This window comes from Serratia sp. CY33525 (assembly GCF_052169115.1).
In the GTDB taxonomy this organism is placed as follows: domain Bacteria; phylum Pseudomonadota; class Gammaproteobacteria; order Enterobacterales; family Enterobacteriaceae; genus Serratia; species Serratia sarumanii.
This window is the reverse complement of the sequence record NZ_JBJNLK010000007.1, coordinates 69664-90290: the sequence shown is the minus strand read 5'-3', so window position 1 is coordinate 90290 and position 20627 is coordinate 69664. Positions and strand designations below refer to the sequence as shown.

The 20627-nt window shown below is 60.3% G+C and carries 23 protein-coding genes; 16 read left to right on the top strand and 7 right to left on the bottom strand.

Annotated elements, in window-relative coordinates; translation table 11 throughout:
- Positions 1–15 precede the first annotated feature (15 nt).
- From gspD to ACJ8IM_RS17410, 11 genes are read left to right on the top strand one after another with little or no spacing between them, the layout of a single operon-like run.
- On the top strand, positions 16–1905 hold the full coding sequence (gene gspD / locus ACJ8IM_RS17460; RefSeq protein WP_033653362.1) for a type II secretion system secretin GspD: 1890 nt from the start codon (positions 16–18) through the stop codon (positions 1903–1905).
- Positions 1902–3398, top strand: a complete 1497-nt coding sequence (gene gspE / locus ACJ8IM_RS17455) for a type II secretion system ATPase GspE (RefSeq protein WP_033653255.1) — start codon at positions 1902–1904, stop codon at positions 3396–3398. Before gspD ends, gspE begins: the two co-directional genes overlap by 4 nt.
- Complete coding sequence (gene gspF, locus ACJ8IM_RS17450) at positions 3388–4599, top strand: type II secretion system inner membrane protein GspF (RefSeq protein WP_033647285.1); 1212 nt, start codon at positions 3388–3390, stop codon at positions 4597–4599. The genes gspE and gspF overlap by 11 nt, the downstream gene beginning before the upstream one ends.
- An 11-nt stretch (positions 4600–4610) precedes the next feature.
- A complete protein-coding gene (gene gspG / locus ACJ8IM_RS17445; protein ID WP_051917605.1) occupies positions 4611–5075 on the top strand; it encodes a type II secretion system major pseudopilin GspG in 465 nt (154 codons plus the stop codon).
- Positions 5072–5542 (top strand): prepilin-type N-terminal cleavage/methylation domain-containing protein, encoded by a 471-nt coding sequence (locus tag ACJ8IM_RS17440; RefSeq protein WP_033653254.1) that lies wholly within the window; start codon positions 5072–5074, stop codon positions 5540–5542. Before gspG ends, ACJ8IM_RS17440 begins: the two co-directional genes overlap by 4 nt.
- A complete protein-coding gene (gene gspI, locus ACJ8IM_RS17435) occupies positions 5526–5903 on the top strand; it encodes a type II secretion system minor pseudopilin GspI (RefSeq protein ID WP_223307169.1) in 378 nt (125 codons plus the stop codon). Before ACJ8IM_RS17440 ends, gspI begins: the two co-directional genes overlap by 17 nt.
- Entirely contained in the window at positions 5900–6511 is a 612-nt protein-coding gene (gene gspJ / locus ACJ8IM_RS17430) for a type II secretion system minor pseudopilin GspJ (protein ID WP_033653252.1), read from the top strand. The genes gspI and gspJ overlap by 4 nt, the downstream gene beginning before the upstream one ends.
- Entirely contained in the window at positions 6508–7410 is a 903-nt protein-coding gene (gene gspK, locus ACJ8IM_RS17425) for a type II secretion system minor pseudopilin GspK (RefSeq protein WP_033653251.1), read from the top strand. Before gspJ ends, gspK begins: the two co-directional genes overlap by 4 nt.
- 3 nt (positions 7411–7413) lie before the next feature.
- A complete protein-coding gene (gspL, locus tag ACJ8IM_RS17420) occupies positions 7414–8544 on the top strand; it encodes a type II secretion system protein GspL (RefSeq protein ID WP_033653250.1) in 1131 nt (376 codons plus the stop codon).
- Complete coding sequence (gene gspM / locus ACJ8IM_RS17415) at positions 8541–8987, top strand: type II secretion system protein GspM (protein ID WP_033653249.1); 447 nt, start codon at positions 8541–8543, stop codon at positions 8985–8987. Before gspL ends, gspM begins: the two co-directional genes overlap by 4 nt.
- A 36-nt stretch (positions 8988–9023) precedes the next feature.
- Positions 9024–9839: a prepilin peptidase gene (locus tag ACJ8IM_RS17410; RefSeq protein WP_051917604.1), complete on the top strand. Its 816-nt coding sequence runs from the start codon at positions 9024–9026 to the stop codon at positions 9837–9839.
- Here ACJ8IM_RS17410 and gspS read toward each other — a convergent pair.
- On the bottom strand, positions 9836–10198 hold the full coding sequence (gene gspS, locus ACJ8IM_RS17405; RefSeq protein WP_033653248.1) for a type II secretion system pilot lipoprotein GspS: 363 nt from the start codon (positions 10196–10198) through the stop codon (positions 9836–9838). The genes ACJ8IM_RS17410 and gspS overlap by 4 nt on opposite strands.
- Positions 10199–10451: 253 nt before the next feature.
- Between gspS and gbpA the strand changes: the two genes are divergently transcribed.
- The gene (gene gbpA / locus ACJ8IM_RS17400; RefSeq protein ID WP_033653247.1) at positions 10452–11885 is read left to right on the top strand and encodes an N-acetylglucosamine-binding protein GbpA; all 1434 of its coding nucleotides are present in this window, start codon (positions 10452–10454) and stop codon (positions 11883–11885) included.
- 52 nt (positions 11886–11937) lie between these two features.
- Positions 11938–12456, top strand: coding sequence for a cytochrome b (locus tag ACJ8IM_RS17395; protein ID WP_033653246.1), 519 nt, complete (start codon positions 11938–11940; stop codon positions 12454–12456).
- 295 nt (positions 12457–12751) lie between these two features.
- Here ACJ8IM_RS17395 and ACJ8IM_RS17390 read toward each other — a convergent pair whose 3' ends face one another.
- From ACJ8IM_RS17390 to ACJ8IM_RS17380, 3 genes are all read right to left on the bottom strand, one after another.
- Positions 12752–12955 (bottom strand): HHA domain-containing protein, encoded by a 204-nt coding sequence (locus tag ACJ8IM_RS17390; RefSeq protein WP_004940313.1) that lies wholly within the window; start codon positions 12953–12955, stop codon positions 12752–12754.
- Positions 12956–13004: 49 nt separating this feature from the next.
- Positions 13005–13373 (bottom strand): Hha toxicity modulator TomB, encoded by a 369-nt coding sequence (gene tomB / locus ACJ8IM_RS17385; protein WP_004940312.1) that lies wholly within the window; start codon positions 13371–13373, stop codon positions 13005–13007.
- A 158-nt stretch (positions 13374–13531) separates the two neighbouring features.
- Entirely contained in the window at positions 13532–13885 is a 354-nt protein-coding gene (locus ACJ8IM_RS17380) for a hypothetical protein (RefSeq protein ID WP_033653245.1), read from the bottom strand.
- 406 nt (positions 13886–14291) lie between these two features.
- Between ACJ8IM_RS17380 and ACJ8IM_RS17375 the strand changes: the two genes are divergently transcribed.
- Genes ACJ8IM_RS17375 through ACJ8IM_RS17365 form a run of 3 tightly spaced genes read left to right on the top strand, consistent with a single transcriptional unit; the run spans position 14292 to position 16763 of the window.
- Positions 14292–15005: a metal ABC transporter ATP-binding protein gene (locus ACJ8IM_RS17375; RefSeq protein ID WP_033647273.1), complete on the top strand. Its 714-nt coding sequence runs from the start codon at positions 14292–14294 to the stop codon at positions 15003–15005.
- Positions 15002–15859 (top strand): metal ABC transporter permease, encoded by an 858-nt coding sequence (locus tag ACJ8IM_RS17370; RefSeq protein ID WP_033637343.1) that lies wholly within the window; start codon positions 15002–15004, stop codon positions 15857–15859. The genes ACJ8IM_RS17375 and ACJ8IM_RS17370 overlap by 4 nt, the downstream gene beginning before the upstream one ends.
- A 25-nt stretch (positions 15860–15884) precedes the next feature.
- Positions 15885–16763 (top strand): metal ABC transporter substrate-binding protein, encoded by an 879-nt coding sequence (locus tag ACJ8IM_RS17365; RefSeq protein WP_041033680.1) that lies wholly within the window; start codon positions 15885–15887, stop codon positions 16761–16763.
- A 106-nt stretch (positions 16764–16869) separates the two neighbouring features.
- Here the strand turns inward: ACJ8IM_RS17365 and ykgO are convergent, their stop codons facing one another.
- From ykgO to sdeY, 3 genes are all read right to left on the bottom strand, one after another.
- Complete coding sequence (gene ykgO / locus ACJ8IM_RS17360) at positions 16870–17010, bottom strand: type B 50S ribosomal protein L36 (RefSeq protein WP_004940304.1); 141 nt, start codon at positions 17008–17010, stop codon at positions 16870–16872.
- Positions 17011–17022: 12 nt separating this feature from the next.
- A complete protein-coding gene (locus tag ACJ8IM_RS17355; protein WP_004940303.1) occupies positions 17023–17277 on the bottom strand; it encodes a type B 50S ribosomal protein L31 in 255 nt (84 codons plus the stop codon).
- 186 nt (positions 17278–17463) lie between these two features.
- On the bottom strand, positions 17464–20610 hold the full coding sequence (gene sdeY / locus ACJ8IM_RS17350; protein WP_033637346.1) for a multidrug efflux RND transporter permease subunit SdeY: 3147 nt from the start codon (positions 20608–20610) through the stop codon (positions 17464–17466).
- Positions 20611–20627 lie beyond the last annotated feature (17 nt).

The window sequence follows — 20627 nt, the reverse complement described above, 5'->3', positions numbered from 1 at the left end:
GCGGCGGCGGCCGTCATGATCGCGCTGGGCGGCGCGGCGCGCGCGGAGCAATTCTCTGCCAATTTCAAAGGCACGGACATTCAGGAATTTATCAATACGGTCAGTAAAAACCTGGGCAAAACCATCATTATCGATCCGGCGGTGAAAGGTAAGGTCACGGTGCGCAGCTACGAACAGCTCGACGAGAAACAGTATTACCAGTTCTTTCTCAACGTGCTGGACGTCTATGGCTATACGGTCATCGGCATGCCCAACAACGTCCTGAAGGTGATTGCCGCCAAAGAGGGAAAAAGAGCCGCGCTGGCGCAAAACGGCGCAGAGGCGATCGCCGAAGGGGATGAGGTGGTAATGCGCGTGGTGCCGCTGCGCAATATCGCGGCCAAGGACGTTTCGCCGATATTGCGCCAGCTTAACGACAGCATCGGCGTGGGCAGCGTGGCGCATTACGAGCAGGGCAACGCGCTGTTGATCACCGGGCGGGCCAGCGTGGTCAACGGCCTGCTCGAGCTGGTCAGGGAGATGGATCAGGACGACGGCAATCGGGTCGAGACCCTCGCGCTGAAGCATGCGGCGGCGCCGGAGATCGCGCGCATGGTGAATGAACTGTTTCGCGAAGAGGGCAAGCGGCGTACGGCCGGCGCGAGCTCGCTGCGGCTGGTGGCGGATGAGCGAACCAACAGCGTGATGATCGCCGGGGACGATCGGGCCCGCGAACACGCCAAAGAACTGATTGATCAGCTGGATAACAAGAGCGTCACCCAGGGCAATACCCAGGTTATTCCGCTCAAATACGCCAAGGCGCAGAGCCTGGTCGAGGTATTGACCGGCGTGAGTGCGGGCCTGCAAAACGAGAAAGAGAGCGCCGCCGCCAACGTGGCGCTGCTGAAAAACGTGGTGATCAAGGCCGATGAGCAGACCAATGCGCTGATCATCACCGCCGCGCCGGACGTGATGCGCGATCTGGAGGCGGTGGTCGCCAAGCTCGACGTGCGCCGCGCGCAGGTGCTGGTCGAAGCGGTGATCGTCGAAGTGCAGGATGGGCAGGGGCTGAACATCGGCGTGCAGTGGGCCAACAAATACGGCGGCGGCACGCAGTTCGCCGGCTCGGCGCCCGGGGTGTCGGCGGGGTTCGAAAACGGCATGAGCGACGTGTTCGGCAAGGCCAACGGCCTGATGACCGGTTTCTACAGCGGTAACTGGGGCGTATTGCTGTCCGCCATCGCCAGCAACAACCAAAACAATATCCTGGCCACGCCGAGCATCGTCACGCTGGATAACGCCGAGGCGGAGTTCAGCGTCGGGCAGGATGTGCCAATCCTGACCGGTTCGCAAACCACCAACAGCGATAACGTCTTCAACACCGTGTCGCGCAAGACGGTGGGGATCAAACTCAAGGTCAAACCGCAGATCAACCAGGGCCAGTCCGTGCTGCTGCAGATCGAACAGGAGGTCTCCAGCGTTGCCGACAGCGCCGGCGCCACGCCGGATTCGCTGGGGGCGACCTTCAATATCCGCACGGTCAACAACACGGTGCTGGTGGACAGCGGCGAAACCGTGGTGGTGGGCGGCCTGTTGGACAAGTCCAACTCGGAGCTGGAGAGCCGCGTGCCGATCCTCGGCAAGATCCCGCTGGTGGGGGCGCTGTTTCGCTCGACCGCCACCAAAGCGAGCAAGCGCAATTTGATGCTGTTTATCCGCCCGACCATCATTCGCAGCACCGAGGGGTATGCCCGGCAGAGCCAACGCAAGTTAGGCAAGTTCGACGCCGAGCAGCAGGACGATCGTGAGCTGAATGACGCGCTGCGCGGCGAGATCGCCGGCGATAAGAAGGCGCTCGACAATCGGGCGTTTCTCGCCACCGTTGCCAGTATCGACGCGTTTTATCCGCGGGGAGCCCGCCCGTGAAGCGCCGTTCCGCGGGGCCGCTGCTGCCTTTCGCCTGGGCGCGCCAGCATGGCGTGCTGGCCGTCGATGGGCAGAGCGGCATCCAAATTTATTGTCGCCCTGACACCAGCCTCGCCGCATTGATGGAGGCCTACCGCTGCCTACCCGGCGAGCCGGCGCTGGCCAGGCTGGAGGCGGAGGCTTTTGATCAACGGCTGGTGGCGCACTACCAGCAGGAAAGCGGCCAGGCGCAGAAAATGATCGACGATCTGGGCGGCGAACTGGATTTTTACGCGTTGGCGGAGGAGCTGCCGCAGCAGCAAGACCTGTTGGACGAACAGGATGATGCGCCGATTATCCGCCTGATCAACGCTTTACTGAGCGAGGCGATCAAAGAGCGCGCCTCCGATATCCACATCGAAACCTACGAGAGCGAGCTGGTGATCCGCTTTCGCATCGACGGCGCGCTGCGGCGGATTTTGGCGCCGCAGCGCAAGCTGGCGGCGCTGCTGGTGTCGCGCATCAAGGTGATGTCGAAGCTGGATATCGCCGAGAAGCGCGTGCCGCAGGATGGGCGTATGGCGCTGAAGGTGGGCGGGCGGGCGATCGACGTGCGGGTGTCGGTGATGCCGGCCAGCCACGGCGAGCGCGTGGTCATGCGCCTGTTGGACAAACAGGGCGTGCGGCTCGAACTGCCCAGCCTGGGTATGGTGCCGGCGCACCAGCAGGCGTTGCTGCGCCTGATCCGCCAGCCGCACGGCATCATTTTGGTCACCGGGCCGACCGGCTCCGGCAAGAGCACCACGCTCTATACCTTGCTGAGCCAGATCAACGATGAACAGCGCAACATCATGACGATCGAAGATCCCGTCGAGTATGAGTTGGCCGGCATCGCGCAGACGCAGGTGAATCCCAAGGTGGACATGACCTTCGCGCGCGGGCTGCGCGCGCTGTTGCGGCAGGATCCCGACGTGGTGCTGATCGGCGAGATCCGCGACGGCGAAACGGCGCAGATCGCGGTGCAGGCCTCATTGACCGGGCATTTGGTGCTGTCGACCCTGCATACCAACACGGCGATCGGCGCCGTGACCCGGCTGCGGGACATGGGGGTCGAACCGTTTCTGCTTTCGAGTTCGCTCAGCGGCGTGTTGGCGCAGCGCCTGGTGCGTCGGCTTTGTCCGCAGTGCCGCGAGCCTTATGCGCTGTCTGACGCGCAGCGGCGCCTGCTGGGGCTGCCACCGACGCAGGCGGTGACCTGCTGGCGTCCGTTGGGGTGCGAGGCCTGCGGCGGGCAGGGATATCACGGTCGAATCGGCTTGCACGAACTGTTGGTGCTGGATGAACCGATGCGCATGGCGATCCATCGCGGTGACGGCGAGCTGGACATCGCGAAACTGGCCGCCGAACGCTACCTGCCGCTGCGCCAGGATGGGATCGCCAAAATGCGCGCCGGGGAGACCAGCCTGGAGGAAGTGCTGCGGGTGACGCGCGAAGGGGACGGCGATGAAGTTTGATTATCGCGCCTGCGACCGAGAGGGGCGCGCCCAGCGCGGCGTGTTGGAGGCGGATTCTCTGCGCCACGCCCGCGATCGCCTGCGTGAAAAGGGGTGGCAGGTGCTGGCGGTGCAAGCGCGCGGGCGGCCCGTTTTCGCCGGCATGTTGGCCGGCCGCTGGATGAGCGGCGTGAGCAGCGGCGATGTGGCGCTGTTGACCCGGCAGCTGGCGACGCTGCTCTCCGCTGCGCTGCCGCTCGAGGAAGCGTTGATGGCGGTGGCGCGGCAAACGGAGAAAAAAGGCCTGCAGGCGGCGTTGGCTCAGGTGCGGCAGCGCATTCTGGAGGGCTTCCCGCTGGCGCAGGCTCTAGGGCAGCATCCGCGGATTTTTGACCGTCTCTACTGCGCCATGGTGGCGGCCGGTGAGATTTCCGGTCATCTGGCGCCGGTGCTGGAGCGGCTGGCCGACTACGTCGAACAGCGCCAGCAAATGAAGAACAAGATCGTGCAGGCGCTGGTGTACCCGATGGTGCTGACGGCGGTGGCGATCGGCGTGGTGGCGATCCTGTTGACGGCGGTGGTGCCGAAGGTGATCGAACAGTTTGTGCATATGAAGCAGACCTTGCCGCTGTCGACCCGGATGCTGCTCGGCGCCAGCGACGGGCTGCGCCAATGGGGGGCATTGGCGCTGATGTTGGCGCTGGCGAGTCTCGGCGCTTTCCGCTATCGCCTGCGGGATCCGGCGCGGCGCGTGCGCTGGCATGCGTTCATCCTGCGGTTGCCGGTGGTCGGCAAGCTGTCGCTGGCGGTGAATACGGCGCGCTACGCCAAAACGCTGAGCATTTTGAACGCCAGCGCGGTGCCGTTGCTGGAGGCGATGCGCATCAGCGCCGGTGTGTTGGGCAACGACGCCGCCCGCGAACGGCTGCTGGCGGCGATGGAGCGGGTGCGGGAGGGCGAAGGGTTATCGCCGTCGCTCGAGGGTACCGCGCTGTTCTCGCCGATGATGCGGCACATGATCATGTCCGGCGAGCGCAGCGGTGAGCTGGACATGATGCTCGAGCGGGCGGCGGCTATGCAGCAGGAGGCCTTCAGCCGGCAAATCACGCTGGCGCTGGGGTTGTTCGAGCCTTTATTGGTGATCGCGATGGCCGGTTCGGTGCTGTTCATCATTTTGGCCATCCTACAGCCGATATTGCAGCTCAATAATATGGTCGGCTAATCATGCCATTAATGGAGAGTAAAGTGAGTTATATCAGCAAGACAAGCAGGTCTCGGCAGCGAGGGTTTACGCTGCTGGAAATCATGGTGGTGATCGTCATTCTGGGGCTGTTGGCCAGCCTGACCATTCCAAGCCTGATGGGAAATAAGGAGAAGGCCGATCGGCAAAAGGCCGCCAGCGATATCGTCGCGTTGGAGAACGCGTTGGATATGTACAAGCTGGACAACGGGCGTTATCCCAGCGCGGAACAGGGGCTGGCGGCGCTGGTGACCCGGCCGGCGCTGGCACCGATCCCGAGAAATTATCCCGAAGACGGTTATATCCGCCGGTTGCCGCAAGATCCCTGGGGGCAGGAGTATCGTCTGCGTAATCCGGGGCGTCACGGCAAGCTGGACGTGTTTTCTCTGGGGCCGGACGGCGTTGCCGACACCGATGACGACATCGGCAACTGGGTGGCCGACGCCGACGCGCCATGAGGCGCATACGCGGCTTTACGCTGCTGGAGATCATGCTGGTATTGCTGTTGCTGGGAGTGACCAGCGGCCTGGTGATGCTGAGTTTTCCTGCGGATGAGAAGCCGCTGGCGCGGCAGGGGGAGCGGCTGAACCATTGGCTGTATGCCCTCGCCGAGCGGGCCGAACGTGAAGGGGTGAGTTATGGCGTGGCGTTCGCCAGCGGCGGTTGGCGCAGCGTCGTCGCCGAAGAGGGGCGGGATGAATACGTTTTGCCGGAGGGCATCGCGCTGCGGCTGAGCGTTGAGGGGCAAACCGTCACGCTTGACGACGCGGCGGCGCAGATGCCGCAGGTGTGGCTGTATCCGGGGGGCGAAACCACCGCGTTCAGCGTGGCGCTGTCGCAGGGCAAGTGCCAGTGGCGATTGCAGGCACCCGGTTACTTCGTATTTGAAACGACGGATATTGGTTGCGATGACGCGGAAAATTAAACGCCAGCGGGGTATGACGCTGCTGGAGGTAATGGTGGCCTTGATGATCTTCGCCATCGGCTGCCTGGCGCTGATCAACAGCACCGGCGGCCAGGTGCGCAGCCTGAGCGCGATCGAAGCCAAGACCGTTGCGCTGTGGGTGGCGGACAACCAGTTGACGCTGCTGCAGCTCGACCCGTATCCGCCGACGCTGGCCTGGCATTCGGGCACTGCGGCGATGGCCGGTGAAACCTGGCACTGGCGCTATCGCGGGCAGGAGACCAGCGACGCCGGAATGCGGGCGATCGCGATTGAAGTCCGGCGCGATCCGCAGGATCGCAACGCGCTGGTGGAGATGCTGGCCTACAGGGCACTGCCATGAAACGCGGTTCGCAATGCGGTTTTACGCTGGTGGAAATGCTGCTGGCCATCGCCCTGTTCGCCATGCTGTCGCTCACCGCGCTGGCGGTCTTTAGGGGCGTGCTGAAAAGCGATGAAATCACCCGGCGCAAATCGACGCAGCTGACCCAGCTGCAACGGGCGCTGGCGATCGTCGAACGCGATTTCACTCATGCGCAGGCGCGGGCGCCGATTGGCGATAAGCGCTTGCCGGCGGTGCCGGAGTTCGCGGTGCGGCAGACGGTGGGCGAGGACGCGGATATACAGCTGCTGCTGATCCGAAACGGCTGGCCGAATCCACACGCTCGGCTGCCGCGCGCCACGCTGGAGCGGGTGGTGTATCGCTACCGGCAGGGGCGGCTCGAGCGTCTCAGCTATCCGAGTTTGGACAGCCCGCAGGCGGCGGCGCGCAGCGTGCTGCTGCTGCCGGAGGTGACGCGGTTCCGCCTGCGTTTTTACCTGCAGGGCGAATGGTTGACGGCCTGGCGCGCCGGCGGGCTGCTGCCGCAGGCGGTGGAGATCGTCGTCGAAACCCCCGCGCTGGGGGAGGTGCGCCGCATCGTCACGGTGCCCGCCGCGAGGCCATCATGAAAAAACAACGCGGTATGGCGCTGTTGATGGTGCTGCTGCTGATGTCGCTGATGGCGATCGTGGCGATCAATATCAACGACAACTGGCAGCGTTCGCTGGCGCGCACCCAGTCTCAACAGGATCGGCTGAAGGCCAAATGGCTGCTGCTGGGCGGGGAGAGCTACGCCCAACAGCGATTGCGGCAGGCGGGAGAGAAGCGCAAGGCCTGGGGAGCATCAGGAGCGGCGTTCAGTATGCGTACCGAAGAGGGGGAGGTGGCGATACGCCTGCGCCACGTCGATGCCTGTTTCAACCTAAATGCCCTGATCCGCGCCGCCGGCCCAACGGAGGCCGGGGATAGCGAGGGGGGGCCCCCCAATAAGGAGAGGCGGATATTCATGCTGTTACTGAACAACCTGGGGATCGACGACGCGCAGGCGGGCGCGATTGCCGAGGCCATCGTCGCCAGGGGCGATGACGAGGGGTATCTGATGGGGAATGTCAGCGAACTGCGGGAGCTGGCCGGCATCGATCGTGAGCTTTACCTGCGCCTGGCACCGCAGCTTTGTGCGGCGCCGGATGCCGAACTGCGCATCAACCCGGATGCCGTGAGCGAGGCGCAATTACCGCTGCTGCGGGCGATGCTGATGAACGCCCTGAGCGATGAACGGCTGCGGGCGCTGCTGGCGGCCCGTCCGCCGCAGGGCTGGCAGACGCTGGCGTTTTTGTCGCAGGAAAAAGCGCTGCAAGACTTGGGTGACGACGATCTCGGCGAGCGATTGACGTTCGACGATAGCCGCTGGATTGCGCAGCTGCAGCTGACGCTGAACGACGGGCGCTATCGGCTCGTCAGCGCGTTGCAATCGGGCCAGTCAGGCGTCACGGTCAGCGGACGCCTGTTCGACAGAGGGGAGGGGTAAAGGGTGGCGAATACAATCCTGCTTATCGCGCTGAGCGAGGACTTGATGGCCGATGTGCGCTGGGGCCGCGTCGGCGAGACAAGTTGCCGTTTCGCCGCCCACCTCGATCTGACCGAAGGCGGCGGCGAGTTGGCGGCCATGGCGCAGGGCAGCCGCGTCGTGGTGTTGGTGCCTGCCCGTCATGTGGCGCTGAGGCAAACGACATTCCAGGGCAAGGCCCGGCAGGCGACGCCGCTGGCGCTGGCCTACGCCCATGAGGCCGGGTTATTGGCCGATGCCGAGCAGATGCACTGGGCGGTGCTGGACAAGGCGCAGCGCGATTTCACCCTCGCCGGCGTCGCGCTGACGCAGATGCAGGAATGGGTCGAGCGCCTGAGCGCCAGCGGCATTCGCGCCGATAAAATGCTGCCCGACGTGCTGGCATTGCCGCTGCCCGGCCAATGCAGCGCGCTGCATTGGCGCAACCACTGGTTGATCCGAACGGGAAGCGGGCAGGGAATGCAGCTGCCCGACGCCTGGCTGGGCTGCGCTTCACTGCCGACGCCGGACTGGTGTCTGCACCGCGGCGGGGAGGTTCCGGCGGGCTGGGAAGCGGCGCGCATTGACGAGGATCCGCTCTGGCGACTGGCGGAAGAGGCCTGGAACAGTACATTCACGCTGCTGCAGGGACGTTTCAAACCGAGCGTACGCTGGCCGCGCCGCCTGCCCGACAAGACCGCCTGCGCGCTGCTGTTGCTCAGCGGTTCGCTGCTGGTGGGCGGTTTGCATCACCAACAGATGGCCCGGCAGAACGAGAGCCAGATTGCGGCGCTCTCACGGCACCTGCTGCCGGGCCAGGCCGCGTCGGCGTTTGCCGAGCAGGCGGCGAAAGCGCGGGTGCGGCGTATGCAGGATGCCCTGAATGCGCCGCAGCTGTTCAGGCTGTTGCCCTACGCGGCCGGGGCGCTCGCGTTATGGGCGCCCCCGCAGCTGCAGGCGCTGGCTTTCGACGCCGCCGACGATCGTCTGGTGGTGACGGTGAACAGAAACGACGTGCCGCTGCCGGCGCCGGTTAACGACGGCGAGGTCAGCATGGCGTTCAGCGAAAGCGGTGCGTCCAACCAGGCGATCCTGACGGTGAGAGGTGAGCGATGAATATCGGGTGGCGCGATAAGGCGTTGCGGCGGGCGGTGCTGTTAAGCCTGTTGCTGCTGGCAGCCTGCGGCTACTGCCTGTATCAGTTTTCACAGGCGCAGAAAAGCGCACAGCGCCTGGCCGCGCTGCAGGGGCAGGCACGCGTCATCCAGCAACTGCAGGCGCGCTTGCCGCCGGACGCCGCTGCGCGCGAGCAACTGCCGGAGCGGCTGCGGCAGAGCGCGCAGGCGTTCCGCATCCCCATCGTCGCCCTGACGGAAAGTGATGCGCAGATGCAGGTGGGGCTGCCGCCCGTGCCGTTTGAAAGCCTGCTGTCGTGGCTGGCCGCCCTGCAGCGTGAGCATGGCATCCGCGTGCTGGCGCTCGCCGTGGAGCGCGCGGAGCAGGCGCCGGGCGTAGTGCAGGTCAACCTGCTGCGGGTAACGACGCAGCCGTCGATGTAACCAACGCGAAAGAATCATCAGGGATCAGAAAAAATCATGCTATTTGCTATAAACGCGGCGGCAGATGAACACTGGCTGTTATTTAGCGCCGTGTTGAGTCTGTGCGTCGGCAGTTTTATTAACGTAGTCGTTTATCGGCTGCCCATTATGCTTGAGCGCGAAATGGAAACGGCGCAGGCCGAGCGGTTCGATCTCTTTTGGCCGCGTTCATTCTGTCCGTCATGCACAAAAAAATTATCGGCGTTCGACAATATTCCTTTATTAAGTTGGCTGCTGTTGCGTGGCCGCTGTCGTTATTGCCGCCGTCCTATTGCCGTGCGTTATCCACTGCTGGAATTATTTCTGATGCTGATGGGGATAACGCTGGCCTGGCGGCTCGGCATCGGGGTGGATTGGTTTTTCATGCTGGCGTTGGTTGCGCTGTTGCTGGCGTTGGCGGCGATCGACAGCCAATGTCAGCTGCTGCCGGATTGCCTGACGCTGTCGCTGCTGTGGATCGGCTTACTGTGGCATTGCCTGGCGCACCCGGCCTTTTTGCCGGCGGCGGTCATTGGCGCGATGGCGGGCTATCTGGCGCTCTGGCTATTGTATTGGGGATTTCGTTTGGCGACCGGCCGCGAGGGGCTGGGATACGGCGATTTCAAACTGTTGGCGGCGCTTGGCGCCTGGGGCGGCTATGCCGCTTTGCCGTCGATCCTGCTGTTCGCCTCCGCCGGCAGCCTGCTGTGGCTGTTGCTGTGCGCGTGGCGCGGCGGCGATGCGGCCCAACCCCTGCCTTTCGGGCCGGGGCTGGCGACGGCGGGCGCCGGCGCGGTGGCCTGTCAGTGGCTTGCGCTGCCGATAGGGGGCTAACGCAGCTGGGCTAAAAAAGGCGCCAGCGAGCGGTTGAGTCCACGGCACTTTTCCTGCAGCGGCGTGGCGTCGGCCTCCAGCTGCGCGGCGACGTGTTTACCCGCCGCAAGCAGTTGGGCGCGATTGAGCGCCGGCGTCCAATCTTTTTCCTTCGCTTCCTGCAGCGCCGCCGCCGCGAGCTTATCGCCGGCCGGAATATCGGCGCGGTTGCACCTGTCTCTTAGAAATTGACCGGCGCCGACCAGCGACGACAGCTGGTCGCGTTGGGTGGCGGCGTCAGGAGCCGATTTGGCGGCGTGCTGGCAGCCGGATAACAGCAGGGATGCCACGATCGCTGCGGCAATATTTTTCAATGTCACGTTATTTTCTCTGCGGTGTTGGTACGGTGTATTTATTTTCTTGCTCGGTGCTACGGTATTTCACGCTTTCCGGATTATTTTAAACGTTTGTCATGCCATTTAATATCATGACGATATTAGGTTTTATTATTTTAATGCATTCTAAGTGCCGGGCGTTCAGGGCTTCTACTTATTATTCCTCTCGCGGTATCGCCGCATCTCTTTGAGTTTCTTCTCACTCAGTTGGAATCCAATAAATTTAACTGGAGTCGTAATGAAATTATCCAAAATCGCCCTGATGATGGCAACGCTCGCGGCCTCCTCGGCCGCCTGGTCGCACGGTTATATCGAAGTGCCCGAGAGCCGCGCCTACAAGTGCAAGCTGGGCAGCAACACCGACTGCGGCCGGGCGCAGTGGGAACCGCAGAGCGTCGAGCAGGTTTCCGGCTTCCCTGGCGGCGCGACGCCGCTCGACGGCCAGCTGGCCAGCGGCGGGGTGAACGGCTTCGAGTCGTTGGATCGCCAGGGCGTCAACGTCTGGGCGTTGAATACCATGAAGCCGGGGCCACAGACGTTTACCTGGTACCACACCGCCAAGCACAAAACCAATAACTGGCGTTACTACATCACCAAACAGGACTGGGACGTGAACAAGCCGCTGTCGCGCGAGGCCTTCGAAAAAGAGCCGTTCTGCGAGATTGATGGCCATGCCAAGCCGCCAAAAGATCGCGAAGTGCACCAGTGCGTGGTGCCGGAGAGAACCGGCTATCAGGTGATTTACGGCGTGTGGGAAATCAATGACACGGTAAACAGTTTCTATCAGGTGGTTGACGTCAACTTCGAAGACGACGGCGTCGTGTCGGAATGGCGCAAGCAGCTGCAAGGTTCCCTCACCGGTAAAAACCTGCAGGTTGGCGACAAGGTGATTGCCCGCTTCTTCGATGCGGACGGTGAAGTGCTGACGATGAAAACCGAACTGGCGATCGACAGTGAGACGCTGACCGACAAAAACCGCTGGGGTCACGCGCTGGCCAGCAAGATCAACGCCGAACAGAAAGCGGTGCGTGCCGGGGTGAAAGACGGCAAAGGCAACGTCAATCCGGTATTCGGCAACAACGCGGTCTACGCCAAGCAGGGCAGCACGATGAAGAGCGTGGTGATTTCCTATGAGGAAGAAACGCCGGCTATCACCGAAGAGATCCGCATCGGCAACCTGTCCAGCACCAAAATCAAGGACGGCAAAGCTCAGCTGACCTTCAATGCCGAGGTCAAAGGCAAACTGACGGTTGAAGCGCGCGTTTACGACCACGGCCAGACGGAAAAAGGCTACCTGAAAGCGACGCTGGAAGACGCCAGCCAGCCGCTGACTATGGCGCTGAGCAACGTCAGCGAAGGCCACCACATGCTGAAAGTGATCGCCAGCAACGACAACGGGCAGAGCATTCAACCAGATATCGAAAACTTCAACCTGGAGGTGGAATCCACCGGCGGTGGTGGCGGCGGCAACGGCGACTATAACTTCGTCTTCCCGAACGCGCTGAGTAAATACACTGCCGGCACCACGGTGCTGCAACCGAAAGACGGCAAGGTATATCAGTGCAAACCTTTCCCTTACAGCGGTTACTGCATGCAGTGGAACAGCGGCGCGACTCACTTTGAGCCGGGCGTGGGTTCCAACTGGCAGGATGCCTGGGTCGTGAAAAAGTAAGCGTAAATCGGATAGCCAAGCGGCCAGCGATGGCCGCTTTTAAAGGAGTTTTATGTCATACGAACCTGCCCGTTACGATCTTTTCAGTCGGTTACTGCATTGGGGCATTGCCGCCGTGATGATCTACGTAATGATCGTTGGTTATTCACTGCATTTTATGACGGATGCACGCATCTTCGCCTTTTTCTCCGTGACCAATATGTCGCTGGCCTTGGTGCTGACACCGCTGATGGCGGCGCGCTTTATCTGGCGTTTTTTCCGGCCTAAGGTGCCCTATGGCGATATGCTGCAAGGGCACGAGAAGGGATTGGTGCATTTGCTGCACGAAATATTCTACCTGCTGATTTTCGTGGTGCTGCTCAGTGGATTCCTTATGCTGGAGCACGGCTTTGCCGTTTTCGGCGCGATCGACTTCCCTCGCCCGATAGCAAATCTCGACGTTAACCGCTTCTTTTTCGCCGTGCACCGTTATTCGTGCATCGCGCTGTCGGCCATGATCGTGCTGCACATAACGGCGGTGATTAAACACCACTGCTTCGCCGGGCAGGCGATTTTGCGCCGCATGCTCTGATTTTACGGGGCGATCACGCCGCCCGGCGAGGCAGTGCGGCGGCGTGGCCGCGAAGGTAATAGGGAAGAGCGACGGCATGACCGTGACGCGTGTGGCCGATAAGCAGGGAGTGCGAGAGACAGCACGCGTTAATCGCATTAAGGCGTAATACCCTGGACAGGAACAGAGAATTGTTTCTATTTATTATTAACGATAAAAATGAACGTAATTAACATTTCATTGTCAATAGGAAAAATACGTATTCAGTTTGAACATTGAAGCCGATAAAAGCATCGGCTCAACGCGTTGGGGATGATTATCTGACATATTTCCAAACGGAGGTGGGGATTTTGTCATACAGTTTGTTCATGGTGAGCTCCGCCAGACGGTGATCGGCCGCTGAGTAAAACAGCTCCAGTTCATCATCGGAAAGCTCGTACTTATTTTTCTCAATAACACGTTCGAGAGTATCAATCGTGGTGCATTTACGTAAACGCATCAGATAGTCGGTTTTAGTCATGGTGGCCTTTAGTTTAATAACCGTAAAATAGCTCGGGAATAATTATCCCCTAAGTTTTCATTGTCGTACAGATGTCCTCTCCTGAGAACATTCTGAATAATCTCGCCTTGGTTTTTTGCCAGCGGCGCAGGTCGGAATCATTGATACCGTAGCTGCTGAACAGCGTATAGGTATCGTCGAGATATTCTTCGACTAACTCCGACAGGTCTGATTCGTCCATGTATTTAATTTTATAACTCATCACAAACGAAGCGATATGTTCGATCAACTCATTAAGCTGCAGGTTGACGGAGGACGTCGGATCGTTGACCCATCCATGGTGACTGTCTCCCAGGGTAGCGATACCTTCATCATACAAATTTTCGCACAAGAATTTGAGCTGAGCAATGTCGTGTCGCTTAGGCGAATACTCATCCATATCATCCCCTCCGTAAGTCTTAATTGCGGTGTGATAACACTATGTGAGTAAGCTGATTTACATCATGGACGGAGGCAGCTTAACGGTGGTTAAATAAACTTCCCGTAAAATGAATATAAATCATTTTTTCGCGTTTGGCCTGCAGTTATTACGTAAACTTACAATTCATCCGCAGTTGATGGCCGTGAGTTATCAATGATGTCGAAGATTAAACCCCGCTCCGTCACTCGGAACCGTACGCTGTCGTTGATGATATCTTCGCTGTTGATATCCAGACAGGCATTAAAAATGCCCCACTTATAGCGATAACTCATTGAATAATCGCCGTCACCTTGTCGTACTATATCAAGTATTTCTAATGAATCTTCGGCATAGCGTGCGCTTTCAGAATAAAAACTCAGTCCGCTGGTCAGCGCCGGCACTAACTCCGCTATATTGTCATTAATCACTTTCTTTAATTTTTTAACAGAAAGTGCGTTGACGTCCAGGTTACAGGCAAGGGTAACAAGCATTAATCTCGGCCAACAGCAATGTTATCTGCTTATCTTACTCCTTTTTCACTCACGCCGGTAAATTTTTCGATTTACCGCTGTTCTTTACCTTATGCCAACATTTCAACCGAATGGGAATATCCCTGGATTTGATAAGGAGGCTGCGGGGGAAGCGCCGCTGCGCGAAGGACTGTTACGTTCCGTTGCATTATTGTCGCGCCATAGCTTGAGATGTGGTAATGGGTGTGATGTTATATTATAACTATTAACCCATCATTTTGGTCACCACATTGACTCCCTCTTCACAACATGACGCCGCGCCGTCACTGAATTCGTTGTTTACCACCTCCGCCGCCGCGCGCTGTGCGGGGGGCGTTGCGCTGCTGGCCCTGCTATGGCTCGGCATCTTCTGGGCGGTATCGCTGCCATGATCTCCTTGCGCCAACTGGCTATAGGCTATGGCGTCACGCCGCTTTTCCCGCCGCTGAGCGGGCAGTTCAGCGCCGGTTCGTTAACCGCGGTGGTGGGCGTCAACGGGGCCGGGAAATCGACGTTGCTGAAAACGCTCGCCGGATTGTTGCCGCCGCTGGGCGGCAGTCTGAGTTTTAGCGGCGGCAAGCCACCGCGCAGGGCTTATTTACCGCAGCAGGCCGAGTTGGATCGGCAATTCCCGATCGCGGTAAGCGATCTGGTGGCGATGGGCTGTTGGCCGCAAAGCGGCATGTTCGGCGGTATGAACAGGCGCGCGGCAAGCCAGGTCAATGAGGCGCTGGCGAACGTTGGCATGAGCGCGCTGGCGCGCAGCCCGGTGGGCGAACTGTCCGGCGGCCAGCTGCAGCGGGTGCTGTTTGCGCGCCTGCTGGTTCAACCGGCGCCGCTGATTTTGCTGGATGAACCTTTTACCGGCATCGACAGCGCCACCACGCAGATCCTGCTGCAGGCGATCGCGCAACTGCATCGGCAGGGGAAAACGGTGATCGCCGTGCTGCACGATATGTCGATGGTCGCCGAGCATTTTCCACAGGTGCTGTTGCTGACGCCGCAGGCTTGCCACTGGGGCGCGGCCGAGCGGGTATTGGAACAGGTGCCGAGGTATCACGCCGCCGAACGGCAGCCGGATCTGCGGGCGGTGGCGCCATGATGCTGTGGCATGGGCTTATCGATCCTTTCCTCTCTTTCGGTTTTATGCGCCGCGCGCTCATGGCGTGCCTGGCGTTGTCGCTCAGCGCCGCCCCGCTGGGCGTGTTTTTGCTGCTGCGCCGCATGAGCCTGGTGGGGGATGCCTTGTCCCACGCGGTGTTGCCGGGTGCGGCGATCGGCTATCTGATCTCCGGCATGTCGCTGGTGGCGATGGGGGTGGGCGGTTTTATCGCCGGGCTGGCGGTGGCGATGCTGTCCGGCCTGGTGAGCCGCCGCACGCCGCTGAAAGAGGACGCCAGCTTCGCCGGGTTCTATCTGGGCTCACTGGCGCTGGGGGTCACGCTGGTCTCGCTGCGCGGCTCCAGCGTGGATCTGCTGCACGTGCTGTTCGGTTCGATCCTGGCGGTGGATGCGCAGGCGATGCTGATGGTCGGAGCGATCGCCTCGGTTTCGCTGCTGGCGCTGGCGGCGCTGTACCGTGCATTGGTGATCGAGTCCTTCGACGTCACGTTCCTGCGCGTCAACGCGCCGCGCCGGTTGGCGCTGATCCACGGCCTGTTTCTGGCGCTGGTGGTGGTCAATCTGGTGGCGGGATTCCAGATCCTCGGCACCCTGATGTCGGTGGGGCTGATGATGCTGCCCGCCGCCAGCGCGCGCTTCTGGGCGCGCAATCTGCCGCAGACGCTGGCGACGGCGATGGGCATCGGCGCGCTTTCCAGCCTGATTGGGTTGGTGTGGTCCTATTACGCTTCGCTGCCCGCCGGCCCGGCGATCGTGCTCAGCGCCAGCGTCATCTTTTTCGTCTCGATCCTGTTTGGAACGCGCGGAGGCATTTACGCCTTCGCGCGCCGTTGAGAAGTGCCATTTGCAAGGAGAAAGTATGAAACGTTTACCTATATCGCTGGCGGTCGCTGCGCTGCTGGCCAGCCCATTGGCGATGGCGAAGACCGTCGACGCCGTCGCCAGCTTTTCCATTCTGGGCGATATCGTCAAACAGGTGGGGGGCGATCACGTCAAGGTCAGCACGCTGGTGGGGCCGGATGGCGATCCGCACAGTTTCGAGCCTTCGCCGCAGGACGGCAAAAAGTTGGCTCAGGCTGATGTGGTATTCGTCAGCGGACTAGGGCTGGAAGGGTGGATCGATCGCCTGGTCAGCGCTTCGGGTTATAAAGGGCAGGTGATCACCGCTTCACAGGGCATCAGCACCCGCCAGATGGAGGAGGACGGCAAAGCGATTACCGATCCTCACGCCTGGAACAGCATGAAAAACGGCGTGCAGTACGCCACCAACGTGATGAACGCCCTGATTGCCGCCGATCCCGAGGATGCCAACTATTTTCGCCAGCGCGGGGCCGAATACATTCAGCAACTGCAAAAGCTGGACCTGTGGGCCAAAACCCAGTTCGCCGCAGTGCCGCCACAGAAACGTAAAGTGCTGACCAGCCATGATGCTTTTGGTTACTTTGGGCAAGAGTATGGCGTCACCTTCCTTGCCCCGGTCGGATTTTCCACCGAGGCCGAAGCCAGCGCCAGCGACGTGGCCGGCCTGATCAAGCAGATCAAACAGGAAAAGGTCAACGCTTACTTTATCGAGAATCAGACCGATCCGCGGTTGGTGAAACAGATTGCCGCCGCCACCGGCGCCAAGGCGGGCGGCGAGCTGTACCCTGAAGCGCTCTCCCGTACGGGCGGCCCGGCGGCCACCTATGAACAGGCGTTCAAACACAATGTCGACGCGCTGCTGAGCAGCATGAAGTAACCTCTGCCCCCGCCGGCAGGCGGGGGACAGCTTGCAGGCACTTTCTCGCCATAAAAAAAGCCCCGTTGAGCAGCAACGGGGCTTTGCGACAGATGACACTGGGGAGTTAACGCTTTTTCTTACGTCCCTGTACCGCTTTGAATCGCGGATTGCTTTTACAGATCACATAGATGCGGCCACGACGACGCACGACTTTGCAATCCGGGTGGCGATTTTTCGCCGAACGCAATGAACTCAATACCTGCATGGGATTTCCTTGTTACTTATTGCCGATAAAGCGGCCAAAGCGCTGCTGGAAGCGCGCCGTGCTGCCTTCTTTGGAATAGTCTTTCTGCTTGCCGGTGTAGTACGGATGCGAAGCGGAAGAGACGTCGAGGGTGACATACGGCCAGCTTTCGCCGTCCAGCTCGATGGTGCGATCGGTTTTGATGGTCGATCCCACTTTAAAGTAGGCGTTGGCGCTGACGTCGTGGAAGACCACGGTGCGGTAATCGGGATGGATGCCGGGTTTCATAATGGCTCTCTCGTGTAATGTTATACTATAACAATAATTATGCGCCGACCCGGCGTCGCGATCAAGCGTAAATTGCGCCCACGAGTGAATTAATGAGAACGGTTTGCATTAAGCAACTGAAGCAAAAGAAAAAGGCCGCATGCGCGGCCTTTTCGATTATCGGGTGAATGTCACATCACTGAGCGATCAGTGGTGCTCTACCGGATGGCTGTGTTCCAGGTCTTCGTTCTTCTTGCTGAAGCGGCGGCGAACCACCACGAAGAACACCGGCACGAAGAAGATCGCCAAGACGGTGGCGGTGATCATCCCGCCCATTACGCCGGTACCTACCGCGTTCTGTGCGCCGGAGCCAGCACCGCTGCTGATAACCAGCGGCAGAACCCCGAGGATGAAGGCCAGAGACGTCATCAGGATTGGACGCAGACGCATACGCACCGCTTCCAACGTCGCTTCGATCAGGCCTTTGCCTTCTTTCTCCATCAGATCCTTGGCGAATTCCACGATCAGGATGGCGTTCTTCGCCGATAGACCGATGGTGGTCAGCAGCCCCACCTGGAAGTACACGTCGTTGTTCATGCCGCGCATCGTCGCGGCCAGCAACGCACCGATAACCCCCAGCGGCAATACCAGCATGACCGAGAACGGCACGGACCAGCTTTCATACAGCGCCGCCAGACACAGGAACACCACCAGAATCGAGATGGCGTACAGCGCCGGCGCCTGGTTGCCCGACAGACGTTCCTGATAGGACATGCCGGTCCAGTCGTAACCGATGCCGCTTGGCAGTTTGGACGCCAGCTGTTCCATCAGGTTCATCGCTTCACCGGTACTCTTGCCTGGTGCGGCCTGGCCCAGAATTTCCATCGACGGCAAGCCGTTATAGCGTTCCAGGCGCGGTGAGCCGTATTCCCATTTCGCCGAAGAGAAGGCGGAGAATGGCACCATCTGGCCGCTCGTGCCGCGCACGTACCACTTGTTGATGTCTTCCGGCAGCATACGGAACGGCGCGTCGGCCTGTACGTATACCTTCTTCACACGACCGCGGTCGATGAAGTCGTTGACGTACGAGCCGCCCAGCGCGGTGCTCAGCGTGCTGTTGATGGTGGTGATGCTGACGCCCAGCGCCTTGGCTTTCTCCTGATCGACGATCAGTTTGAACTGCGGCGTATCTTCCAGGCCGTTCGGGCGCACGCCCACCAGCACGTCCGGATGTTGAGCAACCATGCCCAACAGCTGGTTACGCGCTTCGGTCAGTTTCTCGTGCCCCAGGCCACCCTGGTCAATCAGCTCGAAGTCGAAGCCGGTTGCGGTACCGAGTTCGATGATCGCCGGCAGGTTGAACGGGAATACCAGGCCTTCTTTAATCTGCGAGAATGCGCCCATGGCGCGACCCGCGATCGCTTCGACCTTGTTCTCGCTCCCTGGACGCTCGCCCCAGTCTTTCAGGCTGACGAATGCCAGGCCGTTGTTCTGGCCGTTACCGTTGAAGCCGAAGCCCGCGACGGTAAACACCGAAACCACGTTGTCCTTTTCCTTGTTCAGGAAGTAGTCGGAGACTTCTTCCAGCACTTTGTTGGTGCGGGACTCGGTGGCGCCGGCAGGCAGCTGCACCATGGTCAACAGGATGCCCTGATCTTCGTCCGGCAGGAACGAGGAAGGCAGGCGCAGGAACAGCAGGCCCATGCCAACCACGATCAGCAGGTAGATGATCAGATAGCGACCGGTGCTGCGCAGGATGTTGCCCACGCTGTCGGTATAGTGATGCGTGCTTTTCTCGAACATGCGGTTAAACCAGCCGAAGAAGCCTGTTTTAACCCCGTGATCGCCTTTCGGGATCGGTTTGAGCATGGTGGCGCACAGCGCCGGCGTCAGGATCAAGGCCACCAGCACCGACAGCGCCATCGCGGACACGATGGTGATCGAGAACTGGCGATAGATGGCGCCGGTTGAACCGCCGAAGAACGCCATCGGCACGAATACCGCCGACAGCACCATGGCGATACCCACCAGCGCGCCCTGAATCTGGCCCATCGATTTACGGGTAGCTTCTTTCGGCGGCAGCCCCTCTTCGGCCATGACGCGCTCGACGTTTTCCACCACCACGATGGCGTCATCCACCAGCAGGCCGATCGCCAACACCATGCCGAACATCGTCAGGGTGTTTATCGAGAAGCCGAACGCCGCGAGTATCGCAAAGGTCCCCAGCAGCACCACCGGCACCGCGATGGTTGGGATCAGCGTCGCGCGGAAGTTCTGCAGGAACAAATACATCACCAGGAATACCAGGATGATGGCTTCGATCAGCGTTTTCACCACTTCGTTGATGGAGATCTTAACGAACGGGGTGGTGTCGTACGGATAAACCACTTTCATCCCTTGCGGGAAGAATGGCGTCATCTTGGCCAGCTCGTCTTTCACACCTTTGGCGGTGTTCAAGGCGTTGGCGCCGGTTGCCAGTTTGATACCCAGACCGGCGGCAGGCTTACCGTTATAGCGAGCGGTAACGGCATAGCTTTCCGCGCCGCGCTCGATGTGAGCGACGTCGCGCAGGCGTACCTGGGAACCGTCGGTATTCACCTTCAGCAGGATCTTGCCGAACTCTTCCGGCGAAGTCAGACGGGTCTGCGCGATGATCGAGGCGTTCAACTGCTGCCCCGGTACCGGCGGCAGGCCGCCCAGCTGGCCTGCGGCGATCTGGTTGTTCTGCTCGGTGATGGCGGAGGTCACGTCCGTGGTCGTCAGCTGGTAGTTGTTCAGCTTGTTCGGATCCAGCCAGATACGCATCGCGTACTGGGCACCGAACAGCTGCACTTCACCCACGCCGGACGAACGGCTGATCGGATCCTTGATGTTGGACGCCACGTAGTCCGCAATATCGTCCTGAGTCATGTTCGGATCGTCGGAAACGAAGCCGGCCACCATCAGGAAGCTGCTGCTGGATTTTTCTACTTTCAGGCCCTGTTGCTGAACTTCTTGCGGCAGCAACGGGGTGGCCAACGACAGTTTGTTCTGGACCTGAACCTGCGCGATGTCAGGATCGGTGCCGGATTCAAACGTCAGGGTAATGGTGACGCTACCAGAGGAATCACTGGTGGAGGACATGTACATCAGGTTATCGATACCGTTCATGTTCTGTTCGATAATCTGCGTGACGGTATCCTGCACCGTTTTGGCATCTGCGCCCGGGTAGTTGGCGGAAATACTCACCGCCGGCGGTGCAATAGTGGGATACTGCGCAATAGGCAGTTTCATTATTGCAAGCACCCCCGCCAACATGACGATGATGGCGATTACCCAGGCGAAAATTGGGCGGTCTATAAAGAACTTAGCCATGTATTACAGGCTCCTTT

Bases quoted from the DNA above. Each gene is read 5' to 3' on its own strand.
- ACJ8IM_RS17380 (WP_033653245.1), bottom strand. From the start codon at position 13,885: ATGCTTGTTACCCTTGCCTGTAACCTGGACGTCAACGCACTTTCTGTT.
- ACJ8IM_RS17390 (WP_004940313.1), bottom strand. From the start codon at position 12,955: ATGACTAAAACCGACTATCTGATGCGTTTACGTAAATGCACCACGATT.
- gspF (WP_033647285.1), top strand. From the start codon at position 3,388: ATGAAGTTTGATTATCGCGCCTGCGACCGAGAGGGGCGCGCCCAGCGC.
- gspG (WP_051917605.1), top strand. From the start codon at position 4,611: ATGGAGAGTAAAGTGAGTTATATCAGCAAGACAAGCAGGTCTCGGCAG.
- ACJ8IM_RS17410 (WP_051917604.1), top strand. From the start codon at position 9,024: ATGCTATTTGCTATAAACGCGGCGGCAGATGAACACTGGCTGTTATTT.
- gspI (WP_223307169.1), top strand. From the start codon at position 5,526: ATGACGCGGAAAATTAAACGCCAGCGGGGTATGACGCTGCTGGAGGTA.
- ACJ8IM_RS17370 (WP_033637343.1), top strand. From the start codon at position 15,002: ATGATGCTGTGGCATGGGCTTATCGATCCTTTCCTCTCTTTCGGTTTT.
- ACJ8IM_RS17365 (WP_041033680.1), top strand. From the start codon at position 15,885: ATGAAACGTTTACCTATATCGCTGGCGGTCGCTGCGCTGCTGGCCAGC.
- ACJ8IM_RS17395 (WP_033653246.1), top strand. From the start codon at position 11,938: ATGTCATACGAACCTGCCCGTTACGATCTTTTCAGTCGGTTACTGCAT.
- ACJ8IM_RS17355 (WP_004940303.1), bottom strand. From the start codon at position 17,277: ATGAAACCCGGCATCCATCCCGATTACCGCACCGTGGTCTTCCACGAC.
- ACJ8IM_RS17375 (WP_033647273.1), top strand. From the start codon at position 14,292: ATGATCTCCTTGCGCCAACTGGCTATAGGCTATGGCGTCACGCCGCTT.
- gspM (WP_033653249.1), top strand. From the start codon at position 8,541: ATGAATATCGGGTGGCGCGATAAGGCGTTGCGGCGGGCGGTGCTGTTA.
- gspK (WP_033653251.1), top strand. From the start codon at position 6,508: ATGAAAAAACAACGCGGTATGGCGCTGTTGATGGTGCTGCTGCTGATG.
- ACJ8IM_RS17440 (WP_033653254.1), top strand. From the start codon at position 5,072: ATGAGGCGCATACGCGGCTTTACGCTGCTGGAGATCATGCTGGTATTG.
- tomB (WP_004940312.1), bottom strand. From the start codon at position 13,373: ATGGATGAGTATTCGCCTAAGCGACACGACATTGCTCAGCTCAAATTC.
- gspJ (WP_033653252.1), top strand. From the start codon at position 5,900: ATGAAACGCGGTTCGCAATGCGGTTTTACGCTGGTGGAAATGCTGCTG.
- gbpA (WP_033653247.1), top strand. From the start codon at position 10,452: ATGAAATTATCCAAAATCGCCCTGATGATGGCAACGCTCGCGGCCTCC.
- ykgO (WP_004940304.1), bottom strand. From the start codon at position 17,010: ATGCAGGTATTGAGTTCATTGCGTTCGGCGAAAAATCGCCACCCGGAT.
- sdeY (WP_033637346.1), bottom strand. From the start codon at position 20,610: ATGGCTAAGTTCTTTATAGACCGCCCAATTTTCGCCTGGGTAATCGCC.
- gspD (WP_033653362.1), top strand. From the start codon at position 16: ATGATCGCGCTGGGCGGCGCGGCGCGCGCGGAGCAATTCTCTGCCAAT.